This window comes from Flavobacteriaceae bacterium (assembly GCA_003443635.1).
GTDB lineage: Bacteria > Bacteroidota > Bacteroidia > Flavobacteriales > Flavobacteriaceae > AU392.
In genome coordinates, this window is sequence record CP031964.1 from 1,633,955 (window position 1) to 1,652,933 (window position 18,979).

General features: G+C 36.0%; 7 protein-coding genes. 5 read left to right on the top strand and 2 right to left on the bottom strand.

Annotated features, from left to right (window positions below; translation table 11 throughout):
- Nucleotides 1-73: 73 nt before the first annotated feature.
- The 5 genes from D1817_07460 to D1817_07480 all read left to right on the top strand — a co-directional run bounded on the left by D1817_07460 (nt 74) and on the right by D1817_07480 (nt 3,169).
- The gene (locus tag D1817_07460) at nt 74-412 is read left to right on the top strand and encodes a 30S ribosomal protein S6 (GenBank protein AXT19720.1); all 339 of its coding nucleotides are present in this window, start codon (nt 74-76) and stop codon (nt 410-412) included.
- Between the two features lie 2 nt (nt 413-414).
- Nucleotides 415-711 (top strand): 30S ribosomal protein S18, encoded by a 297-nt coding sequence (gene rpsR / locus D1817_07465; protein ID AXT19721.1) that lies wholly within the window; start codon nt 415-417, stop codon nt 709-711.
- A gap of 10 nt (nt 712-721) precedes the next feature.
- Nucleotides 722-1,171, top strand: a complete 450-nt coding sequence (locus D1817_07470; GenBank protein AXT19722.1) for a 50S ribosomal protein L9 — start codon at nt 722-724, stop codon at nt 1,169-1,171.
- Nucleotides 1,172-1,260: 89 nt separating this feature from the next.
- Nucleotides 1,261-1,731, top strand: coding sequence for a hypothetical protein (locus D1817_07475; protein AXT19723.1), 471 nt, complete (start codon nt 1,261-1,263; stop codon nt 1,729-1,731).
- 67 nt (nt 1,732-1,798) lie between these two features.
- Complete coding sequence (locus D1817_07480) at nt 1,799-3,169, top strand: histidine--tRNA ligase (protein ID AXT19724.1); 1,371 nt, start codon at nt 1,799-1,801, stop codon at nt 3,167-3,169.
- Nucleotides 3,170-3,225: 56 nt separating this feature from the next.
- On the opposite strand, the gene D1817_07485 is transcribed toward D1817_07480, so the two are convergent.
- Both D1817_07485 and D1817_07490 read right to left on the bottom strand, forming a co-directional pair.
- Nucleotides 3,226-8,916: a choice-of-anchor D domain-containing protein gene (locus D1817_07485; GenBank protein ID AXT19725.1), complete on the bottom strand. Its 5,691-nt coding sequence runs from the start codon at nt 8,914-8,916 to the stop codon at nt 3,226-3,228.
- A 172-nt stretch (nt 8,917-9,088) separates the two neighbouring features.
- Entirely contained in the window at nt 9,089-18,928 is a 9,840-nt protein-coding gene (locus tag D1817_07490) for a T9SS C-terminal target domain-containing protein (protein ID AXT19726.1), read from the bottom strand.
- Nucleotides 18,929-18,979 lie beyond the last annotated feature (51 nt).

Here is an 18,979-nt window from a genome sequence, read left to right on the forward strand (position 1 = left end):
ATGTTATTTTTGTTGTAAGACTAACATATAATGATTATTTTTGCAGCCATTTTAAATAATTAAATACAATTTTATGAATCATTACGAAACTGTTTTCATCTTGAATCCCGTTTTATCTGAAACTCAGATAAAGGAAACAGTAAAGAAATACGAAGATTTTCTTATTTCTAAAGGAGCAAAGATGGTAGCCAAAGAAGATTGGGGGCTTAAAAAATTAGCTTACCCAATTCAAAACAAAAAAAGTGGTTTTTATCACTTATTCGAATTTACTGCTCCTGGAGAAGTAATTAATCCTTTAGAAGTAGAGTTTAGACGTGACGAACGTTTTATGCGTTACTTAACTGTAAGCTTAGATAAACATGCTATATCTTGGGCAGAGAGAAGAAGAACTAAACTTAAAGCAAAAGCGTAATTATGGCAAGTATAGAACAACAAGCAAAAGGAAAAAAAGATGGTGAAGTTAGATATCTAACGCCATTAAATATAGAAACTAACAAAACTAAAAAGTATTGTCGTTTCAAAAAATCTGGAATTAAATATATAGATTATAAAGACCCAGATTTTTTATTAAAGTTTGTTAACGAGCAAGGTAAATTGTTGCCAAGACGTTTAACAGGAACATCATTAAAATATCAAAGAAAAGTATCTGTAGCGGTAAAAAGAGCTCGTCATTTAGCTTTAATGCCATATGTAGCAGATTTAATGAAATAATATTATAACTATGGAACTTATATTAAAACAAGACGTTGAAGGATTAGGATTTAAAGACGATATTGTAACAGTAAAGAACGGTTATGGTAGAAACTTCTTAATTCCTCAAGGCAATGCAATTTTAGCAACACTATCTGCTAAAAAAGTATTAGCAGAAAATTTGAAGCAACGTGCTTTTAAAGAGAAGAAAATTATTGATGATGCCAATACATTAGCAGAAGCTATTAAAGCTTTAGAAATTAAAATTTCTGCTAAGGTTGGTTCTGGAGATAAATTATTTGGATCTGTAAATAACATAAATATTGCAGAATCTTTAGAAAAAGCAGGTCATACCATCGATAAAAAATTCATAAACGTTAGTGGTGGTAACATCAAGCGTTTAGGAAAGTATAGTGCAGCTATAAGATTACATAGAGAGGTTTCTGTAGGCCTACCTTTTGAAATAGTAGCGCAAGCATAATATATATTGATTAATATATTATAGAAACCGCTCATAGAGCGGTTTTTTTAGTTAACAAAAACACGCTTTGTTTGATATATAATAGAGAAATGAAATACTCAAGACTTACTAAAGAACAATTTGAAGAATTACACCAAGAGTTCATTAATTTTTTAGCTACACAATCTGTAACGGCAGAAGAGTGGGCCAATATTAAAACAAATAAACCAGAATTAGCAGAACAAGAATTAGATGTGTTTAGTGACTTGGTGTGGGAAGGCGTTTTAAATAAAGCGGAATATTTAGAAAATATTTCGGCACAACACATATATTTATTTCATTTGACAGAAGAGAGAATGGAATTAATAGGATTGAAACTAAACAATGACACTATTGATTTAACAACAAGGGAAGGTTTTGCTTGGTTAAGAGAAAATTTGTTATCTGATGATGTAGAGTTGTTTCAAGCTAAAAAAGAGTACTCAGACGATAAACAACTGGATAAATTTACATTAATACAACAAGGTGCAGTAATTACTAAGGGCGCACTTTTTCAGTATTTTGAAAAATTGGTTGGGTAAACTATTCTAAAAATAAGATATTTGCGTAAATAGAAAACTAAAATTTTCGAATTCTCGAAAAATACATATGGCAAAAAAACCAAGCATACCTAAAGGAACGAGAGATTTTTCACCTGTACAAGTTGCTAAACGTAACTATATATTTAATACTATTAAAAGTAATTTTGAACGCTTTGGATTTCAACCTATAGAAACGCCAAGTTTTGAGAATTCTGATACTTTGATGGGTAAGTATGGAGAAGAAGGGGATCGTTTGATTTTTAAAATCTTGAATTCTGGAGATTATTTAAGCAAAATTGACGATAGTTTGTATACTGAAAAAAAATCTAATAAGATTACCCCTCAAATTTCAGAAAAAGCTTTACGTTACGATTTAACAGTTCCTTTTGCACGTTATGTAGTTCAGCATCAAAATGAAATCAATTTTCCGTTTAAACGTTACCAGATTCAGCCAGTGTGGAGGGCAGATCGCCCACAGAAGGGTCGTTTTAGAGAGTTTTATCAATGTGATGCAGATGTGGTAGGATCTAACTCTTTATTGCAAGAAATAGAGTTTATACAATTATATGATGCTGTATTTACAACTTTAAAGTTAGAGGGTGTTACCATTAAAATTAACAATCGTAAAATTTTATCTGGAATTGCAGAAGTTATTGGAGCTCAAGATAAATTAATTGATTTTACAGTTGCTTTAGATAAACTTGATAAAATAGGAGAGGAGAAGGTAAAAGAAGAAATGCTAACCAAAGGGATTTCACAAATAGGAATTGATAAACTCCAACCGTTATTTAATATTTCTGGAACATTTGCCTCTCAAATAAGTGATTTAAAAACTATTTTAAGCACCTCTGAAGAAGGTTTAAAGGGAATTGAAGAATTAGAGTTTATTAATACAGCTATTTCTAATTTAGGCTTACAAACAGCAACATTACAACTTGATGTGACTCTAGCACGTGGTTTAAACTATTATACAGGCGCTATTTTTGAAGTTGCTGCACCTGAAGGAGTACAAATAGGATCTATTGGCGGCGGTGGTCGTTATGATGATTTAACTGGAATTTTTGGATTAAAAGATGTAAGTGGTGTAGGAATTAGTTTTGGTTTAGATCGTATTTATTTAGTACTTGAAGAACTCAACTTATTTCCTGAGGCTGTTACAAACACTATAGATGTATTATTTATAAACTTCGGAACATCTGAAGCTTTATATTGTTTAAAAGCAATTAAAGAATTAAGAAATAATGGTGTTAATGCCGAACTATATCCGGATGCTGCTAAAATGAAAAAGCAAATGAATTATGCGAATAGGAGACAGGTACCTAATGTTGTTCTTGTTGGTGACCAAGAAATGCAAAACAATGTATTTACTTTAAAGCAGATGAGTTCAGGAGAACAACAAAAACTTACTTTAAAAGAACTTATTTTACAATTAACATAAATAAAAAAAGCTCCAAATTATTTGGAGCTTTTTTTATTGTTTTCTGTTTAATTATTTTATTGTTGTACTAATACTTTTTTAGTTAAAATACCTTCATCAGTATTCATTCGTATAATATAAGTACCAGTAGCAAGCTTATTTGCTCTATATTCTACGCGATCATTATTAGGAATATCTTCAATACTGTAAACAGATTGCCCTAAAAGGTTAATCATTTCTAGAGAATTAATATTTTTAAACTCTGGATTAATAATAACAATGTTTTTACTGTTGTTAGAATAGAAAACACCTAAATTTTCGATTATATTTTCAGTGATAACGATGTCGTCGTCGTCGTCAATAATTTCTTCAACTACATTAAATACTAATTCAAAACGCTCTAGATGTTCACCAGCAATTAAAAAGAATTCGTAATCACTTTCTCTTAAATTGTGTTGTACGTTTAATTCTTTGTCATTAATGAAAATTTCTAAATTGTCAGGAACATTTTCTAATTCATCTAAAGTAAAGCTATTATCACCATCTGCACCTGTATGTATACCTATTGGCATAACAGTTTCGTTATTAATAATATCAATACCTTGAATGTTATATCTTCCATCTTCTACAAGCCAATACATATCATCTATTTGTTCTTCATTTAATGGCGCTTCATAACCCCAATCAAAACCTGCACTAGCATTTGGATCTACAGTTACTAACATTTGCCTGTGTATTGAGTTTACAGTATTTACAGCAAATCGTATTTTCATTCGATCATCAGTCGTACCAGTAGATTGTGTAGTGTTATTTATGCTACTAGGATTAGTTTCACCAAGTGTTAGATTTTGTTCCTCTATACCAAAGAAGACAGAGTTTCCGATACTTTCTACAACAAAGCGACGTTGCCCGTTATTAAAGTTAATGGTTCCATTAGTTTCTCCTAATACAAAGAATCCTTGTCCTACAGGAATAAATCGTCCTGGAACTAAAGTTCCTATACCACCAGTTGGTAAATCAGGGTGACTATTAGCCACTGAAGAAGAAGATACTGCTGGAGGTGTACCTCCAGCTAGATTATAAGTTGCATAACCTCCTTGGTATTCACGTAAAATATGTGATCCTCCACCAAAATGATCCCAGAAATATAAAGTTCCTGTAATCCCTGGAGCTCCCCCTTCTATAACTGGACCATTATCTAAAATAAATTGATTAGCATCAATCGCCGAAGCATAAGGGTTACCAACGAGATAATTATTATTTGCACTAATAGATAAGTTAATGTCTCCATTATTTGGTTTTCCTCTTGTTACATAATTTTGATTTAAATCCACATTTCCAGAAGTGTCAGCTACACCTTTTAAGGTAAACCCTTCACCAGGAAGTAAAGTTCCTGTACTACGTACCTGTTGAAACCCTGCAATGTTTCCAACTGCAAAATCTGTAAATTTAAAGATCCAATAATCTGCGATTCCAATAGGAACACCTGCGCTACCTGGGGTACCATTAAAGCCTCCAGTAATAAAGTTTATTGGTAATGGATTAGCAGGATCTGATCCATCCATATAAATATCTGCAAATGTATAAGAGTTATTATTTGTTGATGTATTACTTACACCCGCAGGAGACGACCAGTAATTATAAGTATATAGGTCTTGAGTTCCTTGTTGATCTTTTTCAATAATACCTGCACTTGTAGGATCTAAATCACTGCCTAAAGCCTGTATAAGTTGCGATTCCCCTTCTAGATCAATTTTACCATCTAATGATAAATAATGAGTTATCAATAAGCCATTACCAGTTCCCATACCTGTAGATAAGGTTGTGGTTCCCATTAATGTTAAATCACTTGTTGGACTATCTATAAATAAACCTAATAATGATCTAGCTCCTCCATTTGTTCCTTCGGGAACAAAGAAATTATCCATTGTTAAATCGTGAGTCATTCTAACAATATTCCATCCTACTGCAACAGTTGGGTCCGCAATAGATGCAGCACCAGGAATAGTTAATTCGTTTCCATTTGTCCAAGTAGCATTTGTATCCCAATCTCCATTTTGATTAGACTCATATGGTAAAGGTGCAGTTTGAAAATCGACAGTATCTAAGTTTCTTAAAGCTCCTTGATTGTTATTACTAGATTCATCATTAGTATTAGTATATGTGTAAACAGACATTGGATAATATCCAGCTAGATCTGTCCAAGGAATTGAACTCACATCGTTTCTTGTAATACTCGAAGGCATAACTTGACCATCTACAAAACTAGCATTTGCTTCAATTTCTTGATTCATTACATATCGTAATTGATCTACACTCAATGCAACATCCCAAACACGAACTTCGTCAACATTTCCTTCATAATATGCTGTGGTGTTTGGATCAAAACCATCGGCAGCAGCAATCAAAAAAGATTGATTAGTAGCTACTGGAGCACCCATGGCTACAGAACCAGTTAAATCCGGAACACCATCAATATATAAGGTTGCATTACCTCCACTATAAATTACAGCGACTTGATGCCATTCATCTTCTGGAATTACAATATTAGAAACTATGTTTTGAGCGCCACCGTTTATTGAAAATTCGAGATGACCTGTATTATCAATTTTAAAATCGTAGCCAACTGTATTTGCAGCATCTCTTTTAGAAAGGATTGAACTATTTAAAGAACCTGAAGCTCTTTTTATCCATGCTGAGATTGTATATTCTGAAGTATTTAAATCTAAATTATCTTCCATATCTATATAATCTACAACACCATCAAAAAATATAGAGCGTTCTACTATAACCTCTGGAGCATATCCAAATGTGATGAATTTTGTACCATCAAAATTGTAATTTGCTAATAAATTTCCACTACCATCAGGAGTCATAACTCTATAATCTGCAGTTGGATCAAATACTCCAGTATCTGAGATAAACATTAAAAAAGATCCAGGAGGTGTAATGTTTCTAACTGCATTTTCTGGAATAGAAACTTGTACACTTGGAATATCTCCACCATTTTCTACTACTTTCCATACACGTTGCATACCTATAAAAGTTACTGGGGTAGATAAGCCGGCAATACCAGCACTCATATCTACATTAATTGTTGATGCAGCTAAATTTAAATCTACACCATTATTTCCCCAGGTTAAATATTGTCCGTCTGTAAAAGTAGTTGGGTTACTTGCTATATTTTCACTATTAGTATCATAAAGTTGAGTTAATCCCATACTTACTATACCTAAAGTCTCTCCAGTGGCATCAACTAAAGTATTTACACTACTGGATTGCCTTTGATCTAGTCCTGAAGCATCATCTCTACCTATCCCAGCAATATCAAAATTAAAGCCAGCATTAGCAGATTGATCCCAAATTACAGTTCCGCTACTATTTACATAGTCTTGAGAAGTACCATTAGCACCTAGTGTAATACCATATTTTATAGCTAAATAAGATTGAATCCTATTACGTTCTTGTGTTAAATCTGCATCTCCTTTTCTATTAGAAAATGTAATAACTTCGGCAATACGACCATCATAACTTCCATCATAATACTGACTACGTCCTAACCAAAAACGTGTATCGGTAACAGTAGAAAAATCGGTAGGATCGTTCTCTATTGAAGTTAATACTGTTCCATTTTGAGCAATTTCAATTCCGTCATTTGTACTGTTATGTCTTGTATTTATAATTTGAATTTGATTAAAATTTATGGATGCGTCTGTAACTGCTCGCCCATATCCATCTTGTGTTACACCTGGGCCAGGATCGGTATCTGTTGTTGTACCTATAGCATAAGTAAAACGTTCTCCAGTAAACCTAGCGGTATAAGACCGAAATCCAAAACCTGTTACATCTTCAGAAAAAGACTCTGCATTAGGGTCATCACTTGTAAAGGTATCTAAAGGTAATGACGTTGAATTTACAGTTGGATCTGGTAATAGCACGACAAATATATCGTTACTATTAAACCCAGCGGTACTACTTAATACATCTCTATCTGGAGCTATATATGTCATATCTCCTGGAGCTGTATCTGGATTATTTATAAAGTCAATAACTGGATTGAAGTTAAAATTATTAGTTGCATTATTTCTATACACTGGAGCCAATGCAGAAAGTATTGGTGTAGCATCGTTCCCTAAACCACTATCACTCCAATTAATAACACTAGAACCATCAGTACCAGTAGAAACACCATCTAACTTATCTGCTTTTAGCCATAAATTTAAATCACTAGTAATTCCTCCAGGTCCAATTGTTGGGGTATTATATGTTGTTCCAGTAATTGTTATATTATCTATATAAACAAGATCATCATCATCACTAGCATCTGCTCGTATTCTAAATCTGGATATAGCACCAGAAGCAAATGTGAAATCTGCTCTGCGCATGGTTGCAGTTTTAGAGTAAAAGGTTAATGAGGTATCATTCTGAAAATCACCAGTTTGTGAAGGGACATCTCCACCTACATAAGTTGCTACAATTTGCCATGTGCTACCTCCATCTGGGCTATATTCTATAAAGAAATCTTCGCCTGTATCAAAACTAGATGCAGAAAAGAAAAATTTAAAATCAACTTTATCAAAAGGACTTATATCTACTAAAGGAGAACAAAATGAAGAAGCTACTCCAGAGTCATCTCTAATTTGTAAACTAAAATCGTTCGAATATGCTCTTGCAGGATCATTAACACGATTTGCATCTGCACCACCAGAATTCCATCCGTTGGTACCAGTTTCAAAATCCTCATTATAAGGTAATGTAATTACCATAGAGCTACATACAGAAGCTCCGGTACCTTGTATACTAAATGTATAAGAGCCTTCATCTGTATCATTATTTGCAATAGTTACAGTAGCTGTTCTTAAGCCGTCTGCACTAGGATTAAATGTAATACCAAAAGTAGTATTACTTAATGCTGTAACCGGTGTTGACGCATCTGTTGTAAGTGTAAAATCTGCTGCGTGAGTTCCAGATATAATAACACGAGGAGAGCTCGTTAAATTTAAATCATTAACACTTCCTAAGTTTTGAATTGTAAACGTATGTAATACTGATCCAACCGCTGTATCTACATTTCCATAATCTGTATCATCAGTAAAATCTGGTGTTACATCACCATTTAGAATATTATTACCTAATCCTGTAATATTGATTTCTTGAGGAGGTGAAGCTGCTACTACCGTTAATGATACATTATCGATAGCCATATCACTTCTAAATTGTGGACCAGTTGTTCCATTAAATCGCAATTTAATGGTTTGTCCTATAAAAGCACTTAAATCTATATTGACTGGTGTCCAGGCTGCTCCATTACTTGTTTGTTCTTGTTGCCCAGTTCGTGTAAAAAGTGTTGTTGGGTATGTAGCTCCATTATCTGTACTAACATCTACATTAAGAGTTCCCATATTACTTCCAAACATATGATATTCAAAAGTGAATTGAGCACTTGAAGTTCCAGATAAATCAAAACATGGGCTTTCAAAATTGGCAGTATTATTAAAGTTACTAGTGGCTTCTGTATACATATAGAAGCTACCTGCCGCTCCAGTAGAGGGACCAGTACCATTAGAAGGCGTGCCTCCAGAATCTCTTAACCAATTGAAATCATCTCCAGTATCTTGAGTCCAGACACCTATATTAGCTTCAAAACTTTCACTATATGGATATGTGGTTATTGCTGGTGTAACACATGTTTGCGAAAATATGCTCGTAGATATTAAAAAAATAAATATAAAAGCACATGACCTTAATAAAAAAGTAATTTTTTTCATAAGCGGTTAAATTTTAGTTTGGGACTAATTAATTTACCTCACAAATATATAAGCGTATTCCATGAAATGCAAAAAAAATCGATGAAATGCATTTATATTTTTTATATTACTGAATATCAATAAATTAAAAACATTGGATTTCGATCAAAACCCAATGTTTTAACATAGTTTTTTATCTATTTTGATATTTAATTAACTTTTTGGTTATAGTACTTCGCTCTTCTTTACTTGTAATTCTTATAAAATAAGCACCTTCTGCTAATCTGTTTAAGTTAGAAACATCTATTCTACCATTAATGCTAGACGGCGCTTCTCTATGTACAATTCTTCCATTAATATCAATTATAGTAATATTAAACTCACTATTATTGAAGCGCAATGGTAATTGTATTGTAATAACATCATTAAAAGGGTTTGGATATATAGTAACATTACCTAAGTCAAAATCATCAGAGCTTAATGTGTTATCAATTATACCATCACAATTTTCGTCAATATTATTATTTGGAATTTCGACAGCTGAAGGATTGATATTAGCGTCCGTATCATCACAATCCGGAGTAGCAGGCTCAGTTGTAGAGTACCCAGCTCCAGGAGATGTACATTGAGTTATTGAAGTTGTAGATCCAAAGAATCCATCACTATCACCATCGACACCGATATACCATATAGTATTCGGATTGATATTAGCATCCGTATCATCACAATCCGGAGTAGCAGGCTCAGTTGTAGAGTACCCAGCTCCAGGAGATGTACATTGAGTTATTGAAGTTGTAGATCCAAAGAATCCATCACTATCACCATCGACACCGATATACCATATAGTATTCGGATTGATATTAGCATCCGTATCATCACAATCCGGAGTAGCAGGCTCAGTTGTAGAGTACCCAGCTCCAGGAGATGTACATTGAGTTATTGAAGTTGTAGATCCAAAGAATCCATCACTATCACCATCGACACCGATATACCATATAGTATTCGGATTGATGTTAGCGTCCGTATCATCACAATCCGGAGTAGCAGGCTCAGTTGTAGAGTACCCAGCTCCAGGAGATGTACATTGAGTTATTGAAGTTGTAGATCCAAAGAATCCATCACTATCACCATCGACACCGATATACCATATAGTATTCGGATTGATGTTAGCGTCCGTATCATCACAATCCGGAGTAGCAGGCTCAGTTGTAGAGTACCCAGCTCCAGGAGATGTACATTGAGTTATTGAAGTTGTAGATCCAAAGAATCCATCACTATCACCATCGACACCGATATACCATATAGTATTCGGATTGATATTAGCGTCCGTATCATCACAATCCGGAGTAGCAGGCTCAGTTGTAGAGTACCCAGCTCCAGGAGATGTACATTGAGTTATTGAAGTTGTAGATCCAAAGAATCCATCACTATCACCATCGACACCGATATACCATATAGTATTCGGATTGATATTAGCGTCCGTATCATCACAATCCGGAGTAGCAGGCTCAGTTGTAGAGTACCCAGCTCCAGGAGATGTACATTGAGTTATTGAAGTTGTAGATCCAAAGAATCCATCACTATCACCATCGACACCGATATACCATATAGTATTCGGATTGATATTAGCGTCCGTATCATCACAATCCGGAGTAGCAGGCTCAGTTGTAGAGTACCCAGCTCCAGGAGATGTACATTGAGTTATTGAAGTTGTAGATCCAAAGAATCCATCACTATCACCATCGACACCGATATACCATATAGTATTCGGATTGATGTTAGCGTCCGTATCATCACAATCCGGAGTAGCAGGCTCAGTTGTAGAGTACCCAGCTCCAGGAGATGTACATTGAGTTATTGAAGTTGTAGATCCAAAGAATCCATCACTATCACCATCGACACCGATATACCATATAGTATTCGGATTGATATTAGCATCCGTATCATCACAATCCGGAGTAGCAGGCTCAGTTGTAGAGTACCCAGCTCCAGGAGATGTACATTGAGTTATTGAAGTTGTAGATCCAAAGAATCCATCACTATCACCATCGACACCGATATACCATATAGTATTCGGATTGATATTAGCGTCCGTATCATCACAATCCGGAGTAGCAGGCTCAGTTGTAGAGTACCCAGCTCCAGGAGATGTACATTGAGTTATTGAAGTTGTAGATCCAAAGAATCCATCACTATCACCATCGACACCGATATACCATATAGTATTCGGATTGATGTTAGCGTCCGTATCATCACAATCCGGAGTAGCAGGCTCAGTTGTAGAGTACCCAGCTCCAGGAGATGTACATTGAGTTATTGAAGTTGTAGATCCAAAGAATCCATCACTATCACCATCGACACCGATATACCATATAGTATTCGGATTGATATTAGCGTCCGTATCATCACAATCCGGAGTAGCAGGCTCAGTTGTAGAGTACCCAGCTCCAGGAGATGTACATTGAGTTATTGAAGTTGTAGATCCAAAGAATCCATCACTATCACCATCGACACCGATATACCATATAGTATTCGGATTGATATTAGCATCCGTATCATCACAATCCGGAGTAGCAGGCTCAGTTGTAGAGTACCCAGCTCCAGGAGATGTACATTGAGTTATTGAAGTTGTAGATCCAAAGAATCCATCACTATCACCATCGACACCGATATACCATATAGTATTCGGATTGATATTAGCGTCCGTATCATCACAATCCGGAGTAGCAGGCTCAGTTGTAGAGTACCCAGCTCCAGGAGATGTACATTGAGTTATTGAAGTTGTAGATCCAAAGAATCCATCACTATCACCATCGACACCGATATACCATATAGTATTCGGATTGATATTAGCGTCCGTATCATCACAATCCGGAGTAGCAGGCTCAGTTGTAGAGTACCCAGCTCCAGGAGATGTACATTGAGTTATTGAAGTTGTAGATCCAAAGAATCCATCACTATCACCATCGACACCGATATACCATATAGTATTCGGATTGATATTAGCGTCCGTATCATCACAATCCGGAGTAGCAGGCTCAGTTGTAGAGTACCCAGCTCCAGGAGATGTACATTGAGTTATTGAAGTTGTAGATCCAAAGAATCCATCACTATCACCATCGACACCGATATACCATATAGTATTCGGATTGATATTAGCGTCCGTATCATCACAATCCGGAGTAGCAGGCTCAGTTGTAGAGTACCCAGCTCCAGGAGATGTACATTGAGTTATTGAAGTTGTAGATCCAAAGAATCCATCACTATCACCATCGACACCGATATACCATATAGTATTCGGATTGATGTTAGCGTCCGTATCATCACAATCCGGAGTAGCAGGCTCAGTTGTAGAGTACCCAGCTCCAGGAGATGTACATTGAGTTATTGAAGTTGTAGATCCAAAGAATCCATCACTATCACCATCGACACCGATATACCATATAGTATTCGGATTGATGTTAGCGTCCGTATCATCACAATCCGGAGTAGCAGGCTCAGTTGTAGAGTACCCAGCTCCAGGAGATGTACATTGAGTTATTGAAGTTGTAGATCCAAAGAATCCATCACTATCACCATCGACACCGATATACCATATAGTATTCGGATTGATATTAGCGTCCGTATCATCACAATCCGGAGTAGCAGGCTCAGTTGTAGAGTACCCAGCTCCAGGAGATGTACATTGAGTTATTGAAGTTGTAGATCCAAAGAATCCATCACTATCACCATCGACACCGATATACCATATAGTATTCGGATTGATATTAGCGTCCGTATCATCACAATCCGGAGTAGCAGGCTCAGTTGTAGAGTACCCAGCTCCAGGAGATGTACATTGAGTTATTGAAGTTGTAGATCCAAAGAATCCATCACTATCACCATCGACACCGATATACCATATAGTATTCGGATTGATATTAGCGTCCGTATCATCACAATCCGGAGTAGCAGGCTCAGTTGTAGAGTACCCAGCTCCAGGAGATGTACATTGAGTTATTGAAGTTGTAGATCCAAAGAATCCATCACTATCACCATCGACACCGATATACCATATAGTATTCGGATTGATATTAGCGTCCGTATCATCACAATCCGGAGTAGCAGGCTCAGTTGTAGAGTACCCAGCTCCAGGAGATGTACATTGAGTTATTGAAGTTGTAGATCCAAAGAATCCATCACTATCACCATCGACACCGATATACCATATAGTATTCGGATTGATATTAGCGTCCGTATCATCACAATCCGGAGTAGCAGGCTCAGTTGTAGAGTACCCAGCTCCAGGAGATGTACATTGAGTTATTGAAGTTGTAGATCCAAAGAATCCATCACTATCACCATCGACACCGATATACCATATAGTATTCGGATTGATATTAGCATCCGTATCATCACAATCCGGAGTAGCAGGCTCAGTTGTAGAGTACCCAGCTCCAGGAGATGTACATTGAGTTATTGAAGTTGTAGATCCAAAGAATCCATCACTATCACCATCGACACCGATATACCATATAGTATTCGGATTGATATTAGCGTCCGTATCATCACAATCCGGAGTAGCAGGCTCAGTTGTAGAGTACCCAGCTCCAGGAGATGTACATTGAGTTATTGAAGTTGTAGATCCAAAGAATCCATCACTATCACCATCGACACCGATATACCATATAGTATTCGGATTGATATTAGCGTCCGTATCATCACAATCCGGAGTAGCAGGCTCAGTTGTAGAGTACCCAGCTCCAGGAGATGTACATTGAGTTATTGAAGTTGTAGATCCAAAGAATCCATCACTATCACCATCGACACCGATATACCATATAGTATTCGGATTGATATTAGCGTCCGTATCATCACAATCCGGAGTAGCAGGCTCAGTTGTAGAGTACCCAGCTCCAGGAGATGTACATTGAGTTATTGAAGTTGTAGATCCAAAGAATCCATCACTATCACCATCGACACCGATATACCATATAGTATTCGGATTGATATTAGCGTCCGTATCATCACAATCCGGAGTAGCAGGCTCAGTTGTAGAGTACCCAGCTCCAGGAGATGTACATTGAGTTATTGAAGTTGTAGATCCAAAGAATCCATCACTATCACCATCGACACCGATATACCATATAGTATTCGGATTGATATTAGCGTCCGTATCATCACAATCCGGAGTAGCAGGCTCAGTTGTAGAGTACCCAGCTCCAGGAGATGTACATTGAGTTATTGAAGTTGTAGATCCAAAGAATCCATCACTATCACCATCGACACCGATATACCATATAGTATTCGGATTGATATTAGCATCCGTATCATCACAATCCGGAGTAGCAGGCTCAGTTGTAGAGTACCCAGCTCCAGGAGATGTACATTGAGTTATTGAAGTTGTAGATCCAAAGAATCCATCACTATCACCATCGACACCGATATACCATATAGTATTCGGATTGATATTAGCGTCCGTATCATCACAATCCGGAGTAGCAGGCTCAGTTGTAGAGTACCCAGCTCCAGGAGATGTACATTGAGTTATTGAAGTTGTAGATCCAAAGAATCCATCACTATCACCATCGACACCGATATACCATATAGTATTCGGATTGATATTAGCGTCCGTATCATCACAATCCGGAGTAGCAGGCTCAGTTGTAGAGTACCCAGCTCCAGGAGATGTACATTGAGTTATTGAAGTTGTAGATCCAAAGAATCCATCACTATCACCATCGACACCGATATACCATATAGTATTCGGATTGATATTAGCGTCCGTATCATCACAATCCGGAGTAGCAGGCTCAGTTGTAGAGTACCCAGCTCCAGGAGATGTACATTGAGTTATTGAAGTTGTAGATCCAAAGAATCCATCACTATCACCATCGACACCGATATACCATATAGTATTCGGATTGATATTAGCGTCCGTATCATCACAATCCGGAGTAGCAGGCTCAGTTGTAGAGTACCCAGCTCCAGGAGATGTACATTGAGTTATTGAAGTTGTAGATCCAAAGAATCCATCACTATCACCATCGACACCGATATACCATATAGTATTCGGATTGATATTAGCGTCCGTATCATCACAATCCGGAGTAGCAGGCTCAGTTGTAGAGTACCCAGCTCCAGGAGATGTACATTGAGTTATTGAAGTTGTAGATCCAAAGAATCCATCACTATCACCATCGACACCGATATACCATATAGTATTCGGATTGATATTAGCATCCGTATCATCACAATCCGGAGTAGCAGGCTCAGTTGTAGAGTACCCAGCTCCAGGAGATGTACATTGAGTTATTGAAGTTGTAGATCCAAAGAATCCATCACTATCACCATCGACACCGATATACCATATAGTATTCGGATTGATATTAGCATCCGTATCATCACAATCCGGAGTAGCAGGCTCAGTTGTAGAGTACCCAGCTCCAGGAGATGTACATTGAGTTATTGAAGTTGTAGATCCAAAGAATCCATCACTATCACCATCGACACCGATATACCATATAGTATTCGGATTGATATTAGCGTCCGTATCATCACAATCCGTATTATCTGCTACAAAGCCAAGAGGCTGTGTAACAGCTATTGTTGTATTAGTAGGATCACCAAAAGTATCCATATCCGTATCAGCATACCAAGTTGTAGAAGTAACTATATCTGCTGTAATATTTATTTGATCAATCGCCATGTCACTTCGAAAACCTCCGCCAGTTATTCCTGAAAAACGTAAACGTATAACTTGATTATCGTAGTTACTTAAATTAATTAACTGCTGTCTCCAAGCGCCATTAATAACATTTGATACATCGTCTGTTGATTGTTGTTGTCCATTTTGATTAGAGATGGTAATTGTTCTTGGATTTTGTATAGCAGATGTAGTTCCATTTTCTGCTAATTGTAACCAGGTATTTCCATTATCGATACTAACATCAATAAATAAATCTCCCATGTTAGCTCCAAACATATGATAGTAAAATGAAAAATTCGCATTTTCATATCCGGTTAAATCAATACAAGGACTTATTAAATTTACTGTTGCATTTTGACCGACAGCTCCAGCTGTAACTCCAGGATCAGAAGATTCAATATAAAAATATTCTTGACCTCCAGTAAAATCATTATTAGGTCCAGTTCCTCCAGAGGGAGTACCATTAGCATCTAAAATCCAATCACCATCATCACCTGTTGCTTGTGTCCAAAGGCCAATTCCTCCATCAAAGTTTTCTGTATATGGGTATGACGATATAGCTGGTCCAGTACAAGGTGGTATTGGAAGTGTTGTAAAATTAATTAAAGTTGAATATGCAGAAGTTGCAGCAGTACAACGAGATCTTACTTGTACTTCGTATTGTGTATTTGGATCTAATCCAGTAATATTAGTAGTGCTTAATGCTATATTATTTATATCTGTAAATGTAGGTGTACCAACTTCTCTATATCGTAAGTCGTATGTTGCAGAAGGGATATTATCCCAAGTTATGGTAGCATCTGTAATTCCAATAGTTGAAGCAATTAGATTTGTAGGTACACTTGTAACACAAGGAATATCTATTCTTGAAATTGTAAAATCATCAATAAAAAAACCTCCATATGTAGTATTCCCTGGAGTTAATTTATAATTTTCTGGCATATTATTAGCGTCACTTCTAAATCTAAAACGAATTTGCGCATTGGTGGCTCCTACCAAAAAATTATTATGTGTAGGGTCTATTACAATTTGTTCTAAAACCCATTTATTCATTTGATCTCCATCATAGATTCTTCCTGAGCTGTTATTTTGTTGAAATGCATGACTAGTATTATTTTTATCACCATGCGAATCATTACTTGTAGTAGGAGCTTCAGGTTTATTATAAATACCACACAATGATTGCCATGTAGTACCATTGGTTGATCCTTCGATTTCTACAAAATCAAAATTACGTTCTAAATCCCAACGAGTATAGAATTGTATTAATACTTGATTTGCTCCTGAAAAATCATAACTATTAGTTGATGTTAATGTACTATTAGCATTATTAGGATAATTTCCTGTTCCAGCATTAGTACTTATAGATCTAGCTCCAGAAAAAGGATTAACAGTAGATGTTGTCCAATTCCCTCCTGTAACCGTCCAATTGTTTAAGTTATCTCCTGAATCTGTTAATAAAACAGTAGGTTGATAAATTTTTTCAATAGTTGCATCATAAAAGATAGTTCCACTATTATTTGCTAATTGTACACGATATTCTATTTTTTCATTAGGTTGAATACTTGGGTCTAAAACCATTTGAGCTGTAACATTTCGTTGTTCTAAAATGGTCATTCCTGTTTGAGTTGGAATGGAAGCAATAGAAGTAATATTAGAAGATACAGGAGTAATAGTTAATGTAAAATTACTAGATGTTTGCCCTAAACGTTCAATACCATATTCTAAATCTGAAGTAAGTGTTGAAATGTTACTTTGTGTTAAGTCTTGAAGTTTTGCATATTGTCCACCGTAATAAGCGTTCATTAAATTAATGCGCATAGCACGTTTTGCAATAGGCACAATATCTACTGGATTAGGCCAGAATTGACCAAATGCACCTCCTTCATCTCCATGACCATGCTCAGGAGTAGACGCTAATATATTACGACCAGAACCTACAGAACCATTACCATCTGTAACACCACCAAGCATCCAATCGTCTGCAATACCATTGGCTGGAGGAAAAATAGTAGCTCCAGAAACGTAACGATTAAATTTCGTCATATCTTCATGCCATTTATGCATTTCACTCTCTCTTCCAGACACCATAGTAGGAATCCCACCATAAGGATGTGGAATAGAGTTTGCAGCAGAATGATGCATTAACGCCGTTTCAAAATTCCTTGATAGTACAAAATCTCTTAAAATTCGAGATTCTGGCTCTGAAAAAGCACCTGTACCTCTATAAGAATCAGCAGTAAATGTTCCTGAAGACCCATTTATATCTCCTGCTGTGCCAAATAAATAATCAAAATTTCTGTTTAAATCTACTCCTCTTCTATCATTCCCTGCATTTGTACTCCCACTATCACCAGGATTAACTCTTAAATTTTTTCTTTGCTGCCCACCACCATCTGGTCTAATAACCTCATTCCAGCGTAAACCATCAGGATTAACTATAGGTACAAAATATAACTCATTATTATCTACTAGATTTTTAATAGCAGAATCGGTACTATAGTTTTCCAATAAATACCACATATAAAAAAGGTTCCCCATTAAACTACTAACCTCTCTCGCATGTATCATAGATGTATATAAGATTTCAGGCTCATTTACTTCATCTGTATCGGGATTATCTGAAATACGTACATAATATACTGTTTGACCAGGAAATTGAGCTGCACCTAATGTATTACCTAAAGTAGTTTCACCAGTTGGAGAAGCATCCATTTTAACAGAAATTAAATTAGGAAATAAAGCTCGCATTTGATCTAACTCAGCTTCAACTTGACTTACTGTTAAACAACCTCCAAAAGAATTAGGTGATGGGTTAGGGTTTAAATTAAAATTTACAGGTGTAGCCCAATCTACTTCATCACATTCTTCATATTGCAAATAATTATTAATTGCTGTACTTACTATAGATGAATTTGAAGTGTCAGTTGCAGATATAATACTTCCTCCCAAATCAATAGATGAATTTTGTATACCGTTTATTTGTGCTCCTATGTTTATTATTGAATTATTCCTCAACCTACCTTGCTCAGCTGCTAGATTTGCTTTAGCGATTTCTAAATTAGCTTCAAGGTTTTCTGAATATGCTTTATAAACATCCTCAATTAATACAGTATAAGTAATACCACGATCTTCTAAACTTTTTATTTGTGTTTCAGAAAGTTCTAATTCAATAGAGTTAGATGTTATAGTAGCTCCACAGCGTAAATCAATACCAGTTTGCAAGATTGCATTTACAGTACTATCTGATGTGCTAGGAATTAATATTCTTTTAGATATTTCTTGAGAAATAATTATTTGCGCAAAAAAGAATAAGAAAATAGTTAGTAGGGTAGTTCTTTTCATAATATTGGGGGTTATGAATTTTATAGCAATTATTTTATACTATAAATTTAC

Bases quoted from the DNA above. Each gene is read 5' to 3' on its own strand.
- D1817_07485 (AXT19725.1), bottom strand. From the start codon at position 8,916: ATGAAAAAAATTACTTTTTTATTAAGGTCATGTGCTTTTATATTTATT.
- D1817_07490 (AXT19726.1), bottom strand. From the start codon at position 18,928: ATGAAAAGAACTACCCTACTAACTATTTTCTTATTCTTTTTTGCGCAA.
- D1817_07470 (AXT19722.1), top strand. From the start codon at position 722: ATGGAACTTATATTAAAACAAGACGTTGAAGGATTAGGATTTAAAGAC.
- D1817_07475 (AXT19723.1), top strand. From the start codon at position 1,261: ATGAAATACTCAAGACTTACTAAAGAACAATTTGAAGAATTACACCAA.
- D1817_07460 (AXT19720.1), top strand. From the start codon at position 74: ATGAATCATTACGAAACTGTTTTCATCTTGAATCCCGTTTTATCTGAA.
- D1817_07480 (AXT19724.1), top strand. From the start codon at position 1,799: ATGGCAAAAAAACCAAGCATACCTAAAGGAACGAGAGATTTTTCACCT.
- rpsR (AXT19721.1), top strand. From the start codon at position 415: ATGGCAAGTATAGAACAACAAGCAAAAGGAAAAAAAGATGGTGAAGTT.